Raw genomic sequence first — 19,720 nt, forward strand, 5'->3', positions numbered from 1 at the left:
CAAGGTCGAATTGGTTAGCAGACTGTTCACACTGACGCGCCGCATGCGTGAATCGTCAAAAGGGAAACTTCATGCCGGGCGGGATCGGCAGGCCCGAGGTCACTTCGGCCATGCGGCTCTGCATTTCGGCTTCGGACTTGGCCTTGGCATCGTTATGCGCAGCCAGGATCAGGTCCTCGAGCACTTCGACATCGTCTTCCTTGAAGAGCGACGGGTCGATCTTGAGGCCCTTCATTTCGCCCTTGCCGGAGAGCGAAACCACGACCATGCCGCCGCCCGAGCGGCCTTCGACCACGAGTTCGGCAAGCTCGGCCTGCATGGCCTCCATCTTGCCTTTCATCTCGCTGGCGGCCTTCATCATGCCCATGATGTCTTTCATTCGTCGTCCTCTTCGGGTGGGGGCGGAAGCGCCTCGGCATCGTCAACCACGGCCGCGTCATCGCGCACCTTCACATTGACAAGCTTGGCGCCGGGAAATGTTTCCAGGATGGCTTTGACCAGGGGGTCTTCACCGGCAGCGGCATGGGCCGCGACAACACGCTTTTCGTTCTCCTGACGGATGGTCAGGCCTTCGGGTGGCTTGGTCGAGACCATGACCAGCCAGCGTTCGCCGGTCCAGAGCTGGAGGCGGGCGGAAAGCGTGGCGATCATGCCCGGATCGGCACCATCGCTCAGCGCCACTTCGATACGGCCCTGCTCGAAGGAGATGGGTCGCATGGAGGATTCGAGCGCCAGCTTGACCAGCACGTCGCGCTTGGCCCCCGCGAGAGCAATCAGCTCCTTGTAGGAGCCGACCTTGGAAAAGGCGGGCTGCACTTCGGGCTGCGGCGCCACGACCGGCTGGACATTGGCCTGAGGCTGGGCACTGGCCCAGGGCACATTGGGCTGGGGAGCGACGTCTTCGGTCTCGATGGGACGCGGTGCCTCGATACGCATGGCAGAAGCACCACCGCCGCCATTGCCACCGCCCGAGGGCCCTCGCGAGATGGGCGCGCTGGGCGGCAGGCTCGGCGCCGGGGCCGGCATATTGGCCAGCTTGGCGATGAGGTCATCGGGGCTGGGCAGATCGGCGGCATAGGCGAGGCGGATCAGCGCCATTTCGGCGGCCTGCAGGCCATTGCTGGCGCGCGAGACTTCGTCGTGGCCCTTGAAGAGGATCTGCCAGGCGCGGGTCAATGCGCGCATGGGGAGCTTGGCGGCCAGTTCAGCGCCGCGATTGCGCTCGTCGGGCGTCAGCGAGACGTCGTCGGCCGCAGCGGGCACAACCTTGATGCGGGTCACCAGATGGGTGAAATCGGCAAGGTCGGCGATCAGCGTCTGCGGATCGGCGCCCATGTCATAGAGCGAGCGCATGGTCTCGATTGCCGGGCCGATCTGGCCGCCCATCAGCTCTTCGAAAAGATCGATGATGCGGGCGCGATCGCCGAGGCCCAGCATGGCCTTGACCGTTGCGGCCGTCACCGTGCCATTGCCATGGGCGATGGCCTGATCGAGCAGGGAAAGATTGTCGCGGGCGGAACCTTCGCCGGCGCGAACAATCATGGCCAGCGCTTCGGGCTCGAAACTGATGCCTTCCTGGGCGAGGATGGATTCGAGATAGGCCGACATGATCTCGGGCGTGATGCGGCGCAGGTCAAAGCGCATGCAACGGCTGAGGATCGTCACCGGCACCTTGCGGATTTCGGTGGTGGCGAAGATGAACTTCACATAGGGCGGCGGCTCTTCGAGGGTTTTCAGCAGACCATTGAAGGCAGCCGTCGAGAGCATGTGCACTTCGTCGATGACATAGACTTTGTAGGGCGCCGAGCTGGGCGCGTATTTTACCGAGTCGATGATCTCGCGGATATCGTTGATGCCGGTATTGCTGGCGGCGTCCATTTCGATGACATCGACATGGCGGCCCTCGATGATGGCGCGGCAATGCTCGCCTTCGACCCTGAGATCAAGCGTGGGATGAGGGCCGGTGGCATCTTCATAATTGAAGGCGCGCGCCAGGATGCGGGCTGTGGTGGTCTTGCCGACGCCGCGCACGCCGGTGAAGATGAAGGCGTGATGGATGCGGTTCTGCGCAAAGGCATTGCCCAGCGTCTGCACCATGGCATCCTGGCCGACGAGCGTCGTGAAGTCGCGCGGGCGGTATTTGCGGGCGAGAACGAGATAGGGAGATGTTTGGGAATCAGAACCAGCCATGCCGCTTTCTTACCACATCGGGTGGGAAAGCCTCTGCCTCCATCAAGGTTTTGGCGGGCAAAAGGCTGAAGTAGGAGGCTGGCATCGACCCGTGAAGGTCTCGTTGGGGCTGCTTCCTTCCGGACCTGACCCGGTTGGCGAGGAACACGTCCGCGCCAACCTCCCGAGGGCTATATGCGGATAAATGGCGCGGAGTGCAAGGGGTCAGGGGGCGAAGTAGAGCTTCAGCGCATCGAATGTGTGGCTCAACTCATCGCTGTCAATCACACCGAGACGCCTGACCAACCGACGCTTGTCGAGGGACCTCATCTGCTCGACCACTATGTAACCGTCCTTCCCTGCAAAATGGACCGGCACGTGAAATCGTGCTCGGCGACTGCCGGAAGTGAGCGGAACGATCGTTACGAGAGGAAGTATCCCATTCAATTGATCCGGCGAGACGATCAAAGTCGGCCTGGTCTTCTGGATTTCAGAACCGATGGTCGGATCAAGTTGAGTTAGCCAGACCTCGCCTCGCTTCACCAGACCCACTCTTCATCATCGAAGTCGTTGGGAAAGTCGCCAAGCACAATCTCGTAGTCGCCAGCCGCCATCAGAGCCGCAGCGTCTTCCGCCCAACCTTCCCGTGGATCAATCTTCGCCACCAGTTCAATGACGATACGACCATCCTGCACGCCGATATCGATATCGTCGCCGACTTTGGCACCAATCTCTGTCAGCAGAGGCTTTGGAATGACCACACCAGCAGAATTGCCGAATTTCTTGACCGCACTTTGCATGTAACGGATATAGCATGGCAGTGGCGCCGTTACAACTTTGTTATAACAGCGCCACAACTTCCTACTGCCGCGGATCGAAGCCTTCCGGGGTGACTTCGAGCTTTGGCTCAAAGCTGTCGGCGATGGCTTTCCAGTCGACGAATTTGAAATTGGTCGATGCCACTTCGCCGTCGAGCCCGTTGAGATCGCCTGCATAGCCGTCCTGGGTGATGAAGAGGCCGTTTTCAAAACCGGGCAGGCCGAGCGAGATGACGTCCGCACCATCGCTTTCCTGGACAGCATCCATATCGCCGGAGGCAGAAACGCGGAAGGCGCCGAGCAGGGTCATGCCATCGGTGATGTCGAAAGCGGCGAAGCTGTCGTCATAGGGGGCGTCGGGAGACGGGGCATCGCCATGGGCGCCGCCCTGGCTGGAGGCAATGAGGTATTTTGTGCCGCTGGCCGCATAGTAGATGCTGAGACCTTCGACGTCGCGCGAGATGACGCTGTCAGGATTGTTGAACGGGCTGGCCGACGAGCCGCGCGTGGCATAGGCGAGGACGGGTTCGCCGCCGGTGACGGACACTGTCCAGATGCCGACGTCTTCCTGGCCGGCGTAGATCGTGCCGGTGGTACGGTCGATCACCGTGCCTTCGAACTGCGGGCTGAAATCGAGCAGCGGATCGTCCTCGTTTTCGATCCAGAGGTCCTGGCCGTCGTGGGTGGTGGGGACGCGGAAGTCGTGGTCGAGCGTTGCAGCGACATGACCGTTGGCCGTGGCGGCCAGCTTGAAGATACCGACGGTGGGCTGGTGGCGTTGCGTACCGACGATCCAGGTGGTGCCCGAAGCCTTGTCGTTCCAGGCGGCGAGGCCATAGACGGTGTTCTGGTCATCGACGGGATTGTCTTCGGTCGTGGCGCCGTCATTGGAATAGCGCTGCGGGAAAGCACGGCTTGCCGAAGGGTCGGTGATTTCGCTCAGCGGTTCAGCTACGGCGGGATCGATCCTCCAGGCGCGGATGATATCAAGACCGCGATCAGCGCCGATGATGAGATCGGCCTTGCTGCCGTCGTCGAGGACAAAGCCATAGACGATATCGACATTGTTGATGCGGCCGTCTTCGGCCGGCAGAATGGTCTGGATCAGGGCACCGTCGAGACCATAGACGCGGATACCGCCATTCTTGACGGCGGTGACGACGAGGCTTTTGGCAGCATCGTCGGCGTTGACATAGATGGTCGGGTCATCAGCGTCGGCGTCGGCGTCCTCCTCGGTGAGGATGGGTGTCTGCAGCGTGGGTGCCACATCGGCGACGGTCTGGGCATGGGTAGGCAGCGCAGTGCCGGCGAGCAATGCGGCTACTAGCAGGCTGGTCAATCTGGTCATCGTCATCTCCCTGCGATGTCCGGAATGCTTGCGCGCCGTACACAACACCGTGATGACGGGCTAAACTGCAGCTTTTGCAAACCAGTCGCGCGAGATACAAGGGCGCCAAATCTCTGGAGCCCTTCATGGCCAAACGCCGTCCTACATCCTTGCGCACGTCCGAACAGGACGTCGCGGCGTCCAAGCGGGCGCCTTCGACGCCGCAGACGGAGTCGCCGGCATTTCGGCTGGCTTTTGCCGATGATGACTTCCTGACCTCGGAAGAGGTGCGCGGGGTTCGCTTCCAGCTTGAGTATCTCAAGCCGGAGGTGCGCCTGCGCGAGCAGGGGATCAATTCGACGGTGGTGCTGTTTGGCGGCGCGCGTATTCCGGCGCCGGGCAAGCCCGCCTGGGCGGCCAAGAACGAGACCCAGAAGAAGAACCTCGAGGCGGCGTCGGTCTATTATGACGAGGCGCGGCGCTTTGCGCAGCTGGCTTCGGCGACGTCCAAAGCATTGGACTACAAGGAATTCGTGGTGACGACGGGTGGGGGGCCGGGCGTGATGGAGGCGGGCAATCGTGGAGCAGCCGATGTGGGCGCGCCGACCATCGGGCTCAATATCGTCCTGCCGCACGAACAGGCGCCCAACCATTATGTGACGCCGGAGCTGAGCTTCAACTTCCACTATTTTGCGACGCGCAAGATCCACTTCCTGCTGCGGGCGAAATGCGTGGCGGTGTTCCCGGGCGGGTTCGGCACGCTGGACGAGTTCTTCGAAGCGCTGACGCTGATCCAGACCAAGCGCATGGACAAGATTCCACTGTTGCTGTTTGGCGCGGAATTCTGGAGCAAGGTGATCAATTTCGAAGCGCTGGCAGAAGCCGGCACGATTGCGCCGGACGATACGCATCTGTTCAACCTGGTGGACACGGCCGAAGAGGGCTGGGAAATCGTGCGGGCGTTTTACGACCTGCCCAAAGTGGATGAGGTATTCAAGGGGGACTAAGCCCCCTGCCCTACTTGTTCTCAGCGGCCGGATAGACGCCGAGCACGTGGAAGTGGTCGGTGAAGAAGCCGAGTTCTTCGAAGGCGTGCTGGACGCCGACGTCGGAGGGGTGACCCTCGATATCGGCATAGAACTGGGTGGCGGTGAAATTGCCGCCCACCATGTAGCTCTCGAGCTTGGTCATGTTGACGCCATTGGTGGCAAAGCCGCCCATGGCCTTGTAGAGCGCGGCCGGAACGTTGCGGACGCGGAAGACGAAGGTGGTCTTGACCCTGCCATTGCCGGCGGCAGCTTCCTTTGGCGTGGGCGAGAGAACGAGGAAGCGGGTGGTGTTGTGCGCGGCGTCCTCGATATTGGAGGCCAGCACATTGAGGCCATAGATTTCGGCGGCGAAGCGCGAGGCGATGGCGGCAACGGATTTGTCGGCCTTTTGCGCAATCTCACGGGCCGAGCCGGCAGTGTCGACGGCATTGATGGTGCGGAAACCGTGCTCGGCGATGAACTTGCGGCATTGGCCCAGCGCGACCGAAAGAGACTGGACCGCCTTGATGTCATCGAGTGTTGCGCCGGGGACGGCGAGCAGGTTCATCTCGACGCGCAGGAAGGTCTCGCCGATGATGTGCAGGCCGCTTTCGGGCAGCAGGTGATGGATATCGGTGATGCGGCCATAGAGCGAGTTCTCGACCGGAACCACGGCATAGTCGGCCTTGCCGGTCTGCACCGCATTAATGGTTTCCTCGAAGGTAACGCAGCCCATGGCCTCCTCGCCGGGGAAGACATTGTTCGCGGCGGCATGGCTGAAGGCGCCAGGTTCGCCCTGGAATGCAATCTTCTTGGTCATCGGGACAGGTCCATATCTGGTCGGCGAAAGGCTTTTGAACCGGGTGCGAAAGGGAGTCAATCTAGCCCCCATTGGGCCGCTGCCTCTCAACCATAGGTCTCGTGGCCTTCTCGCCTAAAATCGCTCCACGGTAGCGATTTTCCCCAAGGGGCGGCTCGAAGTGTCACAGAGCGGCTTTGAACGGTTGCGCCGCCATAGGCTTTGCGACTATCTTCCGCGCGCGTCGGACCCTTCCGTTGAGCCGATTTTCCCCAGGGAGAATCAAAAGTTGGGCTGGGTTCGGATATCGTCCACAGGGGATGGACTGGCAGAGAGACCAAATGGATTCGTTCGAGCTTAACAAGATCATGGGCGCCGTGCTGGGCACGCTGCTGTTCGTCATGGGCGCCGGCTTTGTCGCCGAAGCCATCTACCATCCGATCGAAGACCGCGGTCCGGGTTACAACCTGCCGGAACCGGAAGTTGCCGAAGGCGGCGCCGTGGCAGAGGCGGCTCCCGAAGTGCCGCTCGGCGTGCTGCTGGCCAGCGCCAGTGCGGAGCGCGGTCAGGCATCGGCGCGCAAGTGCCAGTCGTGCCACAATTTCGGCGAGGGCGAGCCCAACAAGCAGGGTCCGCATCTTTATGGCGTGGTTGGCCGTGCCGAAGGGTCGATTTCCGACTTCGCCTATTCGGAAGGCATGCTGGCCCACAACGCCGCGGGTGATGTGTGGACTTATGAAAACCTCAACCACTTCCTGACCAAGCCGAGCGATTATACGCCCGGCACCAAGATGAACTTTGCCGGTATCCGCACTGCCGAAGAGCGTGCCGATATCCTGGCCTATCTGCAGACCCTGTCGGGTAGCCCGGTGCCCTTCCCGGCCGCCGAGGAAGCTGCCCCGGCCGAAGAGCCTGTCGATCCGGGCGAAACGCCTGCTGCGGAAGCTGCCGGCACGGCACAGCCCGATGCGACGACGCCGACCGATCCGGCTGCCACCCAGCCCGAGAACGAAGCCGAACCGGCAGCCCCGGCAGTGGTGACCGACACGCCGACGACGACCCAGAGCGAAACGCCGGTGCAAGGCACGCCGACCACCAGCGGCACGCCAGCCAGCACGACCGAGGGCGCTGCACCTGCGGCAACGCCTGCTGCACCCGCCGCTCAGTAAGAGCCAGATGCTGTCTTGAGATTTTGAGCCGCGCCTCCATCGGGCGCGGCTTTTTTCTGCGAGGAAATACCATGCTGCTGCTGCACCTGTCCGATGTCGATGAAGCCAGCTGGGCCGACAAGCTCACCGCGGCGCTTTCGCCCTATCCGGTGGTGCGGAGGGGCGATGATTTCGACCCGGCCGATGTCCGCTATATCTTCGTGTGGAAGCCCAAGGCCGATGCTTTCGACGGGCTGAGCCATCTCAAGGCGGTGCTGTCGCTGGGCGCGGGCGTCGATGCACTGATGAAGCATCCCAAGCTGCCCGATGCGCCGATCGTGCGCTTTGTCGACGAGGACCTCAGCCAGCGCATGAGCGACTATGTGGTGGCCCATGTCACCATGCATCACCGGCTCTATACGCGTTTCCGGGCTGACCAGAAGGCGCGGCGCTGGAGCCAGCTCTATCCGCCTGCAGCCTCGGAGACGACGGTGGGGATCATGGGCATGGGCGTGCTGGGGCAGGATGCCGTCACGCGCCTCAGGCCGCTGGGCTTTGATTTGCGCAGCTGGAGCCGGACACCCAAGACGATTGAGGGCGTGGATGGCTTTGCCGGCGCCGAGCAGTTCGACGCTTTCCTCGCCGGCACCGATATTCTGGTCAATCTTCTGCCGCTGACGCCGGAAACGACCGGGATCCTCAATACGCAGACCTTTGGCAAGCTGCGGCGTGACCGGCTGGATGGCGGTCCGGTGGTGATCAATGCGGCGCGCGGCGGGCATCAGCGGGAAGCCGATATCGTGGCGGCGCTGGCAGACGGCACCCTGGGTGCGGCGAGCCTTGACGTGTTCGAGGTCGAACCCCTGCCCCAGGACAGCCCGCTCTGGGCCATCGAGAACTGCTATATCACCCCGCATATCGCGGCGATTTCCAATGAAAGCCATGGCGTCAGCTATTTCAGCCAGATCATCAAGGGCCATGAAGCGGGCAGACCGCTGATCAATGTCGTGGACCGGGCGCGCGGCTACTGACGGAATATTTTGTTGGCGAACAAGGTGATGACTGTCATGTTCGCCGCCTAGTTTGCATTGACCATTGCTGAACCCATTCAGGACCGGATGACCGAGACCACCGCCCCGCAGAAGCTCAAGCTCTATGACCGTCTCAAGCTGGCCACCAAGCATAGGCTGGCCGAACCGATCCTGGCGCTGCTCTGCTTCCTCGAGGCGATGATCCTGCCGATCTTCCCCGAAATCATGCTGGCGCCGATGATCGTGGCCGACCGCACGCGCGCCTGGCGGCTGGCCGCGATCTGCACGGTGGCGTCGGTGGTGGGTGGTCTGGCCGGCTATGCGATCGGGTTTTTCCTGTTCGATACCGTGGGCAAGGCGATCATCGATTTCTATGGCGCCGGCGACGGGTTCAATTCGCTGAAGCAGAGCTTCAATGACAATGGACCGCTGATGATCATCATCGGCGCCATCTCGCCCATTCCCTACAAGGTGATCACCATCACCAGCGGCGTGGCCGGGCTCGATCTCTTCACCTTCGTCTTCTATGGGCTGATCGGGCGCGGACTGCGCTATTTCGTGCCCTGCGGCCTGTTCTTCTTCTTCGGCAAGGCAGCCAATGAATTCATCGAGAAGCACAAGGCCCTGGCCGGCTGGGGCATGGTGGCAGCGATCGTGCTGGGCTTTGCCATGGCGCCGCTGCTGTTCCCCAAGGCCGACGCCACGATCCCGGCCGTGCTTGAGGCGGAAGATGTGATCACCGACCTGGGCGACGCTGGTTAGAGGTCCAGCACCCAGTATTGGCCGTTGAGGTCGACGCCGAAGGAGTGATGCCGAGCTTCGCTTTCCAGCGTGAAACCGGCACCCTGATAGATGCGTCGGGCTGAGGCGAGGCAATCCTGGGTCCAGAGCCGGACCTGACGGTAGCCTGAAGCCCGGGAGAAGCTCACCGCCTCGTCGACCAGGCGCCGGCCGACACCGCGACCGCGGAAGGTTGGATCGACATAGAGCATGCGCAGTTGCGCCACGCCGGGACGATCTTCGCCAGCGGGCACGATATAGATGGAGCCGGCGACCTCGCCGCCGATCTCGGCGATCCAGAGCGATTTGGGCGGGCTTTGCGGCATGGCTTCGAAATCGGCGTAGAGGCTGGCGATCAGCGTTTCGAATTCGCCATTCCAGCCCTGTTCCACATTATAGAGCACGCCCTGGCGGTGGATCAGCCAACCCAGTTCGCCGACGCGATGCGGACGCAGCACCAGCGTTGCGTCGTCGGGCTCACCCAGCAGGGCCTCGATGCGGCGCATGGCACCGATCAGGTCGCGGCGGCCGGTTTCGTCCAGCGGTTCAAGCAGGCTAATGGCCGCGACCTCGTCGCTCATGGCGTTGAACTTGTGAAAGACGGCATCGCCCTCGGGCGTCAGAGCCAGTGGCGCCGAGCGCCGGTCCGCAGTGCGTGGCAGCACGGCCACCAGCCCCTGCTCGACAAGCCGCAGACCCAATCGGCTCATCTGGCCGCGATCCATGTCGAGACTGTCGGCAATCAGCGAGGCAGACGCGTGTCCCCGCATGCCCAGTTCATAAATGACCCGCGCCTCGGCCAAGGTGTGCGGGCTCTTGTGCATGCCCTCTTCGAGCAGGCCGATAACCTTGGTGTAGAAGCGGTTGAAAGCCCGGATCTGGGCAATGTCGGCGGGGCGAATGGACATGACGCGTCTCGTGGATGACTGTTGATACAGTCATCCACTTGATTGCCATAGTCAACTACTTTGCGTAACGGGACTTGAGCAGGTTGTAGACGGCGCGAATGCCCTGGTCGGTGCCGCCAAAGCTGCGGCCAGCGCGGCCCTCGGGCGCCCAACCATAGATGTCGAGATGGACCCAGGTCGTGGCGGGATTGACGAAACGCCGCAGAAATAGCGCCGCGGTGACCGAACCGGCAAAACCGCCCGAACCGGCATTGTTCACATCGGCGGTCCTGGAGCTCATCATCGCGTCATAGGGTGACCAGAGCGGCATGTGCCAGAGCGGGTCGTCACTGGCCATGCCGCTGGCCACGAGATCGCGGGCCAGGGTTTCGTCACTGGAATAGAGCGGCGGCAATTCGGGGCCAAGGGCAACGCGGGCGGCGCCGGTGAGCGTGGCCATGTCGAGCAGGAGATCGGGCTTTTCCTCGTCAGCCAGCGCCAGGGCATCGGCGAGGATCAGCCGGCCTTCAGCATCGGTATTGCCGATTTCAACAGTCAGGCCCTTGCGAGACTTGAGGATATCGCCGGGGCGGAAGCTCTGGCCGGCAATGGCATTTTCGACGATCGGAATGAGTACGCGCAGGCGCACGTTGAGGCCGGCCGAGACGATGGCATGGGCGAGACCCAGCACATTGGCGGCGCCACCCATGTCCTTTTTCATGATCAGCATGCCCGCTGCTGTCTTGATGTCGAGACCGCCAGTATCGAAGGTCACGCCCTTGCCGACGAGGGTCACTTTAGGATCGCCTTCCCTGCCCCAGCGCAGGTCCACCAAGCGCGGCGCTTCGGCGCTGGCGCGGCCGACGGCGTGGATCATGGGGAAGTTTTCGGCCAGCAGGTCATCACCCGTGATGACGCGGATATCCATGTCGCGGGCTTCGGCAAAGGCCTGGATTTCGGCCTCGAAGGCATCGGGGCCCAGATCATTGGGCGGGGTGTTGATCAGGTCGCGGGCAATGCCTGCTGCCTCGACAAGGCGATCGACTTCTGCCGCATCGGCACCGGAAGGCAATTCAAGGATGGGCGCCTCCACGGCTTGCCGGTAGCGGTCGAAGCGATAGGCGCCGAGACGGAAGCCGATGGCCGCCAGCGTCGGGTCGGCAATGCTGCCCTCAAGACGATAGGTGCCTTTGGGCAGCGCGGCGCTGGCGAGGCCGGTGACCAGTGTCGGGTTGGCTTCAGCAGTGCCGAGGCCGAAGAGATAGCCAGAGACTGTGCCATCCGTCGCGGGCAAGGCCAACAGCTTGCCGCGCTTGCCGGAAAAGCCATTGGCCGTCGCCCAGGCGCGCTGTGACGGGGTCAGCCCCGCCCCTTCCAGACCGTTTTCCGGGACGCAGATGACGTGGAGGACGGCAGTATCGGACATCAGTTGGCTCCTTTGTTGCCTCTGTTCTAGCGAGGCAGGGGGGCCGTCGCAACGGCGCAAAACAGCCCCTTTAACTGGCTGTTAGGGTTAATGATTTATTGCATGGGGAGGAGCCTTTGGCCCAAGGAGTTGCCCATGATCGTCCTTAACCGGATCACCAAGCCCATGCGCGGTATGCTGCTGGCCGGGGTCGCGGCGCTGGCAATTTCGGCCTGTGCGTCCAATCGCGGCAGCATGCCCTCGCCAGACTATACCGGCATGACGGCAGGCCAGAGCCAGCAGACGCTGGGCGAGCTGACGGCGCGCTACAAGTCCAATCCAAAGGATAAGGTGACGGCCATCCACTATGCCGCCGCGCTGCGCGCCGTTGGTCAGAGCCAGCAGGCCGTGTCGGTGCTGGAAATCAGCATGGGCTATTATCCCAAGGACGTCGACATTGCCGTGGCCTTTGCCAAGGCGCTGACGGCCGATGGGCGGCTGGAGCAGTCATTGCAGGTGCTGGACAATGTGATCCGTCCCGAGGCGCCGGACTGGAATGCGCTGCTGGTCAAGGGCGCGACGCTCGATCAGCTCGGCCGCAATGCCGAAGCGCGCGGGCTCTATGCGCAGGCCCAGGTCTATGCGCCAGGCGAAGCTTCGATTGAAGCCAATCTTGGCCTCTCCTATGCGATGACCAATGAATTGCCGGCCGCCGAACAGCACCTGCGCCGCGCCGTGCAGATGCAGGGCGCAACCAGCCAGATCCGGCAGAACCTGGCGCTGGTCGTGGGCCTGCAGGGCCGCTTCGACGAGAGCCGCTCGCTCTATGCCGCCGAACTGCCACCCGAGCAGGTCGAGAGCAACATGGCCTATGTACGCGCGCTGCTGACGCAGCAAAACCGCTGGGACATGATCAAGAACAGCTAATTGTCGTAGCCATCATGAAAAAGGCCCCGCAGTGCGGGGCCTTTTCGTTTGCGGGTCGTTGGTCTGGATCAGCCTGCGGCGCCCATGGCGCCGGCGACGGGGCCGCCGAAGACGCGGATCAGGGCGGGCGAAATGATGACGATGAAGAGCACCGGCAGGAAGAAGAGGATCAGCGGCACGGTGAGCTTGGGCGGCAGGGCGGCGGCCTTCTTTTCGGCCTCCATCATGCGCTGCTCGCGGCCTTCCTCGGCCATGACGCGCAGGGCCTGGCCAACGGAGGTGCCGTAGCGGTCGGCCTGGATCAGCGCGGTCATCACCGATTTCACCCCATCGAGACCAGTGCGGCGGCCGAGATTGTCATAGGCGCGGCCGCGGTCTTCGAGGAAGGCCAGTTCGGCGGTGGTGAGGGTCAGTTCCTCGGCCAGTTCGGCGCTCTGTTGGCCGATTTCGCGCGCCACGCGCTTGAAGGCGTGTTCGATGGACATGCCGGCCTCGACGCAAAGCAGCATCAGATCGAGACAATCTGGCCAGGAACGCTTGATCGACTGCTGGCGCTTGGTGGTGGAATTCTTGAGCAGGACGATGGGCAGATAGGCGCCAACCAGGCCTGCACCGATCGCATATGTCAGGTTGAGGTAGAGCGGCCTGTCGGCCGGCACCATGATGACGAGATAGAGCGCGGCGATGAGGAAGATGCCGATCGGCGTAGCGAGGCGCATGAACAGGAAGGTGGTCAGGTGCCCCTGCCCGCGGAAGCCCGCCATGGCGAGCTTGTCGACCGTGGTCTCGTCCTGAAAGGCCTTCTTGAGGTCGAAGCGCTCGACCGCATTTTTCATATAGGTCTTGGTTTCGCCCTGGCGGCGAATGCCACGGGTTTCGCTGGTCATGGTGCCGCGCAGGCGGGCCATTTCCTCGGCGCGCATTTTCTCGCGCTCCAGCGCAACGCGCTTGATGCGGTCCTTCATCTCGGACTTGACGATGAAGCTGGAGCCGAAGGTGAAGACCACCGCCGCCGCGGCAATGGCGGCGAGGACGGAGATCAGGAATTCGCGGGTGAACAGTGCTGTCAGGCTCATGTGCGATCCCCGATCAATAGTCGAACTTGACCATGCGGCTCATGACGAAGACGCCGGCCGAGAGCATGGCCACACCGATGCCGAGCCAGATCTGGCCGAGGGTGGTGAAAAAGAGCGGGGTCAGATAGGCCGGTGAAACCACCGAGACCAGCGTGCCCACGACGAAGGGCAGCGAGCCGATGATGCCGGCCGAAGCCTTGGCCTCGGAGGACATGGCCTTGATCTTCTGCTTCATCTTCTTGCGGTTGCGCAGCACCTTGGCGAGGTTGCTGAGCGCTTCGGAGAGGTTGCCGCCCGACTGCTGCTGCACGGTGATGACGACGACGAAGAAGTTGACTTCGGGCAGCGGGACACGGTCGAGCAGGACGCCGACGGCCTCGCTCATGCCCATGCCGAAGGCTTGCTGGTCGAGCACGCGGGCGAATTCGGACTTCACCGGCTCCTTGGCATCCTTGGCGACGACGCGGATGGAGTCATTGAGCGGCAGGCCGGTCTTGACGCCGCGCACGATGGCTTCCACCGCATTGGGCAGTTCGTCGAGGAACTTGTCCTGATACTTCTTGCGCTTGCGACCGACCCACCAGCGCGGCAGCAGATAGGCAGCGGCCACGGCAAAGATCGGCGCTAGGTAGATGGGGACCTGCACCAGGGCGAGAATGACAAAGGCCACGACGCCGAAGATGACGCTGTTGCGGATGAAGACGGCCGGCTTGATGGTCATGCCGGCCTGGAACAGCATCTGCGGCAGGGTCACGCGCTTCTTGGCATTGAGCGCGTCGGTCTGCTGTTTGAGCGCGGTCTGGACGCTCTTGCGGCGCTCGTCGCGGTTGCGCGCGGCGTCGACTTCGAGGCGGTTGACGCGAACGTCGCCCTGCAGCGCCTTGCGGCGCTTTTCGGCGCGACCGCCGCCCATGGCATTGGGAACGAGGGCAAAGCCGGCGGCGCCGACGGTAACCATGGCCAGGATGATGAGCAGGATGGTTTGCATTTACGAATCCAGCAACTGGTGCTGTTCGATATTGGACTTTTCGAGCGCCTCGACGAGGTTGGCTTCCTCGTTGAAATAGCGGGCGCGCTCGGCGAACTGCGGCTTGGTGATGCCGGTCGAGCGGTGCTTGCCGAGCAGCATGCCGTTGGCGTCTTCACCCATGATGTCATAGAGGAAGATATCCTGGGTGACGATGACATCGCCTTCCATGCCCAGGATCTCGGTGATGTGGGTGATGCGGCGCGAACCGTCGCGCAGGCGGGCGGCCTGGACCACGACGTCGATGGACGAGGTGATCATCTCGCGGATGGTGCGGCTGGGGAGGCTGTAGCCGCCCATGGTGATCATGGATTCAAGACGGGAGAGGGCTTCGCGCGGCGAGTTGGCGTGCAGCGTGCCCATGGAGCCGTCGTGGCCCGTGTTCATCGCCTGCAGCAGGTCGAAGCTTTCGGGGCCACGGACTTCGCCGACGATGATGCGTTCGGGCCGCATGCGCAGGCAGTTCTTGATGAGATCGCGCATGGTGATCTCGCCTTCGCCCTCGAGGTTGGGCGGGCGGGTTTCGAGGCGCACGACGTGAGGTTGCTGGAGCTGGAGTTCGGCCGAGTCCTCGCAGGTGATGACGCGCTCATCCTTTTCGATGAAGGCGGTGAGGCAGTTGAGCAGCGTGGTCTTGCCCGAACCGGTACCGCCCGAGATCAGCACATTGGCGCGCACGCGGCCGAGGATGCGCAGCACTTCTGCCCCTTCGGGCGAAATGGAATTGTATTTGACCAGCTGCTGGAGGGTCAGCTTGTCCTTTTTGAACTTACGGATGGTGAGTGCTGCGCCATCGATCGCCAGCGGCGGGGCGATGACGTTGACGCGCGAGCCGTCCGGAAGACGGGCGTCGCAGATGGGGGAGCTTTCATCGACGCGGCGGCCGACCTGCGACACAATGCGCTGGCAGACGTTCATCAGATGCGCGTCGTCACGGAAGCGCACATTGGTGAGGCGGACCTTGCCGGCAACTTCGATGTAGCAGCGCTGGGAGCCGTTGACCATGATGTCGGCGATGTCGTCGCGGGCCAGCAGGGGCTCGAGCGGGCCATAGCCGAGCACGTCGTTGCAGATATCCTCAAGCAGGTCTTCCTGCTCGGAGATCGACATGATGATGGACTTGAGCGCGATGATTTCAGCGACGATGTCGCGGATTTCCTCGCGCGCCGCGTCCTGGTCCATGGTCGCGAGCTGGCTGAGATCGATGGAGTCGATCAGCGCATTGAAGATGGCGGACTTGGTCTGGAAATATTCCTTGTCGCGCGCGGCATCGGCCGGGGCACGGACGTCGACGACGTCCTCGTTGGCGCGCATGCGGCTGGCCATGGCGTCGCCATCGCTGGCGCGACGCGATGCCGGCGGCGCGGCGGGCGGCATGGAGGGAACCGGACGCGCGATTTCGCCGACGCCCGGAGTATTGCCGCCAAAGGTCTGCCGCTTGCCAAACATGTCATCCTACTTTCTGGTCGCAAGCTGGCGCGAGACCCATGAAGGGTTTGCAAGCCTGCCCGGTGAGGGCTCGTAACCGAGCGCCCTCAGGCTCGTTTCTTGAACAGGGATGGCAGCTTCATCAGGCTCGATGAGCGGCCGCCTGCGTGGGTGATCTGCCGCCCGGTCACGTGCATGGCGATATTGCGGTAGATGTCGTTGATCTTGTTGTTGGCCGCGACCTCGGCGATCATCTGGCCATTGTTGGCCGCGGTGCCGAAGAGCTGGGCGTCGAAGGGGATCTGGCCGAGCAGCTGGCATTCGACGGAGCTGGCGAATTCGGAGGAACTGATCTCGGGACGGCGCGGCATGCCGACCTTGTTGAGCACGAGGCATGGCGCGCTCTCGGTGGGACGCAGCGCCCGTACCGTATCGGCAATGCTCTTGGCATTGCGCAGGTTGGCCAGGTCCGGCTCGGCGACGATCACCACTTCATCGACGGTGGCGAGGGTCTGGCGGACCCAGGCATTCCAGGCGTGGGGAATGTCGAGCACGACGACGGGCATGGTGCCCTGGCAGAGTTCAAGCACCTGCTCGAATTCACGCTCCTCGAAGTCATAGGTGCGATCGAGGGAAACCGGGGCGGTCAGCAGGTTGATGTGGTTGGCCGCCTTGCTCATCAGGCGGTCCAGCATGGTCTGGTCGACCTTCTGGTTGGCAAGCACCGCATCGGCGAGGCCATGCGGGGGATCCTGATTGAAGTTTAGCCCCGCCGTGCCGAAGGCGAGGTCCATGTCGACGATCAGGCTATCCTGGCGCAGCGCCGTGGCGATGGCCCAGGTGACATTGTGGGCAACGGTCGAACCGCCGGCGCCGCCCTTGGCCGAGACAAAGCCGACGGTGCGGCCGATCGGGGCGGCATTTTCCGAGGCGAAGAGATCGGTGATGGCGGAGACGATCTGCTGGGCGGTGGCCGGCAGGACGATATATTCGGAAATGCCCGAGCGGATCAGGTCGCGATAGAGCAGCACGTCGTTGACATGGCCAAGCACGACGACGCGGGTCGAGGCGTCGCAGACCTCGGCCAGCTTTTCCAGCGCCTGGGGGATTTCTTCGGGGGAAAGCGCGGTCTCGACGATGATCAGATTGGGCGTCGGGTTGGACTTGTAGGTCTCCACGGCCCCGTCGATGCCACCATTGTGCGTGGTCAGCGCCACCTTGGACATGCGGCGGTCATGGATGGCGCTTTCAACCAGCTGGGCCGTCTGGGAATGCTCGCAGAAGGCCTGGATGGTGATGCGCGGAATGAGGCGTGCGCCCTGAGCAATTTCGGCGGCGGGTTCTTCGGCGCGCCTGGGCTCGGATGACAGGAAACTCATGAAACTCTACTCTCCTTGTGCCTGACCTCAGTCGAGCACGAAACCCACGGAACCGCTGATGCTGCCGCGCATGGAACCGGTCTGGCCGACGCCATAAAGGCTTTCCACCCTGCCCAGGAAGATGCCCTCGCCGTCGCTGGCGGGCTGCATGGTGTCGGTCGGCACGGCGATGGTATTGGCCGCGCTGGGTGCCACCAGATAGGGCGTGACCAGGATCACCAGTTCGGTTTCCTGCGTCTGGTAGTCGCGCGAGCGGAACAGGGCACCCAGGATCGGGATGTCGCCGAGGAAGGGGAATTGCTGGATGTCGGTGCTGGAGCGCTCTTCAAGCAGACCGCCGATGGAGAGCGTCGTGCCGCCGGGCAGTTCGACCGAGGTGCTGGCCGAACGCTTGGAGATCGACTGATCGGCCTGCGGCTCGGACACCGAGGTGTCGACCTTGAGGGCAATGGACCCGTTCGACTTGACGGTCGGGGTAAAGGAAAGCTCGACGCCATAGGGCTTGAACAGCACGGTGCGCGTGTTCTCTTCCTCGTCGAACGTATAGTAGGGCAGCTCGCCACCAGCGAGGAACTTGGCTTCCTGACCGGAAATGGCGGTCAGCGTCGGCTGGGCCAGGACACGGAGCGCACCGCGCTCCTCGAGGGCGCGGATGGCCGTGGCAATGGTATTGCCATTGTCGCTGAAGCTGGCGTCGACGCCATCGACCGGGAAATTCGTGGTCAGAAGGCTGTTGGTGAAGCTGAGCAGGTTGGTCGTGCCAACGTTGAAGACGGCGCTGAGGTTGATGCCGAACTGCTTGGCCACCGAACGGCGGACTTCGGAAACGGTGACCTGCAGCATGACCTGCTGGGCGCCCGTCACGTCGAGAATGCTGGCGACATTGTCCGGGCCACCGGCAAACTGCACGGCGACCTGCTGGGCACGATCGAGATCTTCGGCGGTGCGGACACTGCCGGTCAGCACCACGCGATTGAGCGAGCCGCCGCCGAGGGCAACCGATTCAACACGGATATTGGAGCCAGGAATGATGCGGGCCAGCGCCTGTTCGAGCGTGCTGCCGATCTGGGATGGCTGCTCGTTGACCTTGACGTCCAGCATCTGGATGGTCTGGCCGCTGTCATCGAGGAAGAAGATATTGGTCGTGCCGCTGGTGATGCCCTGAACCAGCGCGCGGGTGCGGGTGCGCATGATGGCGGCCGCGACCGAGGGCTGAGAGACGATGACTTCGGCGGCGCCGGCTGGCAGATCGACGAGAACCGTCTTGTTGAGCTCGACCGTGAGGGCGCGCGTCGCGCCATAGGCACCTGGGGAAATGGCCACATGGCTTTCCTGCGCCACGGCGCCCGAGAGCGACGAAGTGGCGAGGAAGCCGGCAAGCAGCAGGGCCGAAAGCGGACCGGTTTTGCGGAAGCGGAGTGTGTTGGCTGGATTGGTCATGATCATCTCCGCTTACATCGGCACTGCGGACGGCTGGGTGGCCGGCGCCGTTTGAGGCGTATAGGTTGGCGCAATGCTGGGCATGACGGTGACGGGCGCATTGACTGCCGCCGGCTGCTGCTCGGCAAGCGCGGTATTGCCAGCCTGCACGGCTTCGGTGCGACCGGCACGGACGATGCGCACCGTCTGGCTGGAGCCTGGACCGTCTGCCACCTGCGGCTTGTTGAAGTCGACGACGGAGCGCAGCGTCAGGCTGAGCGTGCCGACGGTCGACGCATTGACCAGCGTTTCGGCCTGGCCGGGCGTCAGTTCGAGCGTGGCAATGGTGGAATCGGTGAAGGTGGTTGGTGTCGTCGTGGGTGTATTGGGGTCTTCCTGGCCACCCGTGGTGCCCAGTTCGCCCAGGCGCTGCCCGATGGCGAGCACGCGCACATTGGACAAGATGACTTCTGACTGCTGCCCCGCTGCCGTGTTGGAAGTCAGCAGGACATCGACATGATCATTGGGGACGACAAAGCCACCCGAGCTCGATGCCGCCGAAACGCCGACGGAGACGCCGCGCATGCCTTCCGAGAGCACAGCCGAGAGGTAGCCCTGATCGGAGCGGACCAGCTTGGCCTCGCGGATCGGCTCACCGGGAAAGAATTCGAAACGTGCCACGGAGCCGGTCAGGGTTGCCGGTGCATCGGGCATGGCCGAAATGGTTACGTATTCGGGGCGAAGGGCGCCTGCCGGCCAATCCTGCCATTCGACACTTTCAGCGCTCAGGCGCTGTCCGACACCGATCGGCGTGCGGGCGATCAGCACCTGCTCCTTGGCCTCCTGCACCACTTCGGTGGTGACCACCTGTTCGGGCGCGGGGCCGCCCCGCGTAACCAGGAAAGCCGCAAGGCCCCCGGCGACGAGCGCCACTAGCAACAGGATGATACGCGCCGGCTTCATGACTCACTCCGGAAAGTACGCGGGCACACTTTGCCCAGTTCCACCGACGTGGACTGTGCCCGTAAAGGGTCAAAGTTTGGTTAACCGGAGCTTTGCAGGCGAGGTTAAC

The 19,720-nt window shown here is 63.0% G+C and carries 19 protein-coding genes and 1 other RNA gene; 5 read left to right on the top strand and 15 right to left on the bottom strand.

Annotated features, from left to right (window positions below; genetic code table 11):
• Positions 1-55 precede the first annotated feature (55 nt).
• The 6 genes from P0Y65_15305 to P0Y65_15330 all read right to left on the bottom strand — a co-directional run bounded on the left by P0Y65_15305 (position 56) and on the right by P0Y65_15330 (position 4,335).
• Positions 56-379 carry a YbaB/EbfC family nucleoid-associated protein gene (locus P0Y65_15305; GenBank protein ID WEK03550.1) on the bottom strand — a complete coding sequence of 108 codons (324 nt, stop codon included), beginning with the start codon at positions 377-379 and terminating at the stop codon, positions 56-58.
• Entirely contained in the window at positions 376-2,190 is a 1,815-nt protein-coding gene (locus tag P0Y65_15310) for a DNA polymerase III subunit gamma/tau (GenBank protein ID WEK03551.1), read from the bottom strand. The genes P0Y65_15305 and P0Y65_15310 overlap by 4 nt, the downstream gene beginning before the upstream one ends.
• 69 nt (positions 2,191-2,259) lie before the next feature.
• Positions 2,260-2,355, bottom strand: an RNA gene (gene ffs, locus P0Y65_15315) — signal recognition particle sRNA small type.
• Between the two features lie 39 nt (positions 2,356-2,394).
• Positions 2,395-2,712, bottom strand: a complete 318-nt coding sequence (locus tag P0Y65_15320; protein WEK03552.1) for a type II toxin-antitoxin system PemK/MazF family toxin — start codon at positions 2,710-2,712, stop codon at positions 2,395-2,397.
• Positions 2,709-2,969: an AbrB/MazE/SpoVT family DNA-binding domain-containing protein gene (locus tag P0Y65_15325; protein WEK03553.1), complete on the bottom strand. Its 261-nt coding sequence runs from the start codon at positions 2,967-2,969 to the stop codon at positions 2,709-2,711. The genes P0Y65_15320 and P0Y65_15325 overlap by 4 nt, the downstream gene beginning before the upstream one ends.
• 61 nt (positions 2,970-3,030) lie before the next feature.
• On the bottom strand, positions 3,031-4,335 hold the full coding sequence (locus P0Y65_15330) for a phytase (protein ID WEK03554.1): 1,305 nt from the start codon (positions 4,333-4,335) through the stop codon (positions 3,031-3,033).
• A 125-nt stretch (positions 4,336-4,460) separates the two neighbouring features.
• Between P0Y65_15330 and P0Y65_15335 the strand changes: the two genes are divergently transcribed.
• Positions 4,461-5,321: an LOG family protein gene (locus tag P0Y65_15335; protein ID WEK03555.1), complete on the top strand. Its 861-nt coding sequence runs from the start codon at positions 4,461-4,463 to the stop codon at positions 5,319-5,321.
• Positions 5,322-5,331: 10 nt separating this feature from the next.
• On the opposite strand, the gene P0Y65_15340 is transcribed toward P0Y65_15335, so the two are convergent.
• Complete coding sequence (locus P0Y65_15340; protein ID WEK03556.1) at positions 5,332-6,162, bottom strand: prephenate dehydratase; 831 nt, start codon at positions 6,160-6,162, stop codon at positions 5,332-5,334.
• Positions 6,163-6,482: 320 nt separating this feature from the next.
• Here P0Y65_15340 and P0Y65_15345 point away from each other — a divergent pair, with 320 nt between their 5' ends.
• The 3 genes from P0Y65_15345 to P0Y65_15355 all read left to right on the top strand — a co-directional run bounded on the left by P0Y65_15345 (position 6,483) and on the right by P0Y65_15355 (position 9,082).
• Positions 6,483-7,310 carry a c-type cytochrome gene (locus tag P0Y65_15345; GenBank protein ID WEK03557.1) on the top strand — a complete coding sequence of 276 codons (828 nt, stop codon included), beginning with the start codon at positions 6,483-6,485 and terminating at the stop codon, positions 7,308-7,310.
• Between the two features lie 71 nt (positions 7,311-7,381).
• Positions 7,382-8,320, top strand: coding sequence for a glyoxylate/hydroxypyruvate reductase A (locus tag P0Y65_15350; GenBank protein WEK03558.1), 939 nt, complete (start codon positions 7,382-7,384; stop codon positions 8,318-8,320).
• 87 nt (positions 8,321-8,407) lie between these two features.
• Complete coding sequence (locus tag P0Y65_15355; GenBank protein WEK03559.1) at positions 8,408-9,082, top strand: DedA family protein; 675 nt, start codon at positions 8,408-8,410, stop codon at positions 9,080-9,082.
• On the opposite strand, the gene P0Y65_15360 is transcribed toward P0Y65_15355, so the two are convergent.
• Together P0Y65_15360 and P0Y65_15365 are read right to left on the bottom strand one after the other, a co-directional pair.
• Positions 9,079-10,008 (bottom strand): helix-turn-helix domain-containing GNAT family N-acetyltransferase, encoded by a 930-nt coding sequence (locus tag P0Y65_15360; protein ID WEK03560.1) that lies wholly within the window; start codon positions 10,006-10,008, stop codon positions 9,079-9,081. The genes P0Y65_15355 and P0Y65_15360 overlap by 4 nt on opposite strands.
• Before the next feature lie 55 nt (positions 10,009-10,063).
• Positions 10,064-11,413: a leucyl aminopeptidase family protein gene (locus P0Y65_15365; protein ID WEK03561.1), complete on the bottom strand. Its 1,350-nt coding sequence runs from the start codon at positions 11,411-11,413 to the stop codon at positions 10,064-10,066.
• Between the two features lie 135 nt (positions 11,414-11,548).
• On the opposite strand from P0Y65_15365, the gene P0Y65_15370 reads away from it, so the two are divergent.
• Complete coding sequence (locus P0Y65_15370; protein WEK03562.1) at positions 11,549-12,319, top strand: pilus assembly protein TadD; 771 nt, start codon at positions 11,549-11,551, stop codon at positions 12,317-12,319.
• A gap of 68 nt (positions 12,320-12,387) precedes the next feature.
• Here P0Y65_15370 and P0Y65_15375 read toward each other — a convergent pair whose 3' ends face one another.
• The 6 genes from P0Y65_15375 to cpaB form a co-directional block, all read right to left on the bottom strand.
• On the bottom strand, positions 12,388-13,395 hold the full coding sequence (locus tag P0Y65_15375) for a type II secretion system F family protein (protein WEK03563.1): 1,008 nt from the start codon (positions 13,393-13,395) through the stop codon (positions 12,388-12,390).
• Positions 13,396-13,408: 13 nt separating this feature from the next.
• Positions 13,409-14,383, bottom strand: coding sequence for a type II secretion system F family protein (locus P0Y65_15380; GenBank protein WEK03564.1), 975 nt, complete (start codon positions 14,381-14,383; stop codon positions 13,409-13,411).
• Complete coding sequence (locus tag P0Y65_15385; GenBank protein WEK03565.1) at positions 14,384-15,871, bottom strand: CpaF family protein; 1,488 nt, start codon at positions 15,869-15,871, stop codon at positions 14,384-14,386.
• An 86-nt stretch (positions 15,872-15,957) separates the two neighbouring features.
• A complete protein-coding gene (locus P0Y65_15390; protein WEK03566.1) occupies positions 15,958-17,229 on the bottom strand; it encodes an AAA family ATPase in 1,272 nt (423 codons plus the stop codon).
• 27 nt (positions 17,230-17,256) lie between these two features.
• Positions 17,257-18,669 (bottom strand): type II and III secretion system protein family protein, encoded by a 1,413-nt coding sequence (locus tag P0Y65_15395; protein WEK03567.1) that lies wholly within the window; start codon positions 18,667-18,669, stop codon positions 17,257-17,259.
• 12 nt (positions 18,670-18,681) lie between these two features.
• Positions 18,682-19,611, bottom strand: coding sequence for a Flp pilus assembly protein CpaB (gene cpaB / locus P0Y65_15400; GenBank protein WEK03568.1), 930 nt, complete (start codon positions 19,609-19,611; stop codon positions 18,682-18,684).
• Positions 19,612-19,720 lie beyond the last annotated feature (109 nt).

Origin of the sequence: Candidatus Devosia phytovorans, from assembly GCA_029202405.1 — a bacterium.
Taxonomy (GTDB): domain Bacteria; phylum Pseudomonadota; class Alphaproteobacteria; order Rhizobiales; family Devosiaceae; genus Devosia; species Devosia phytovorans.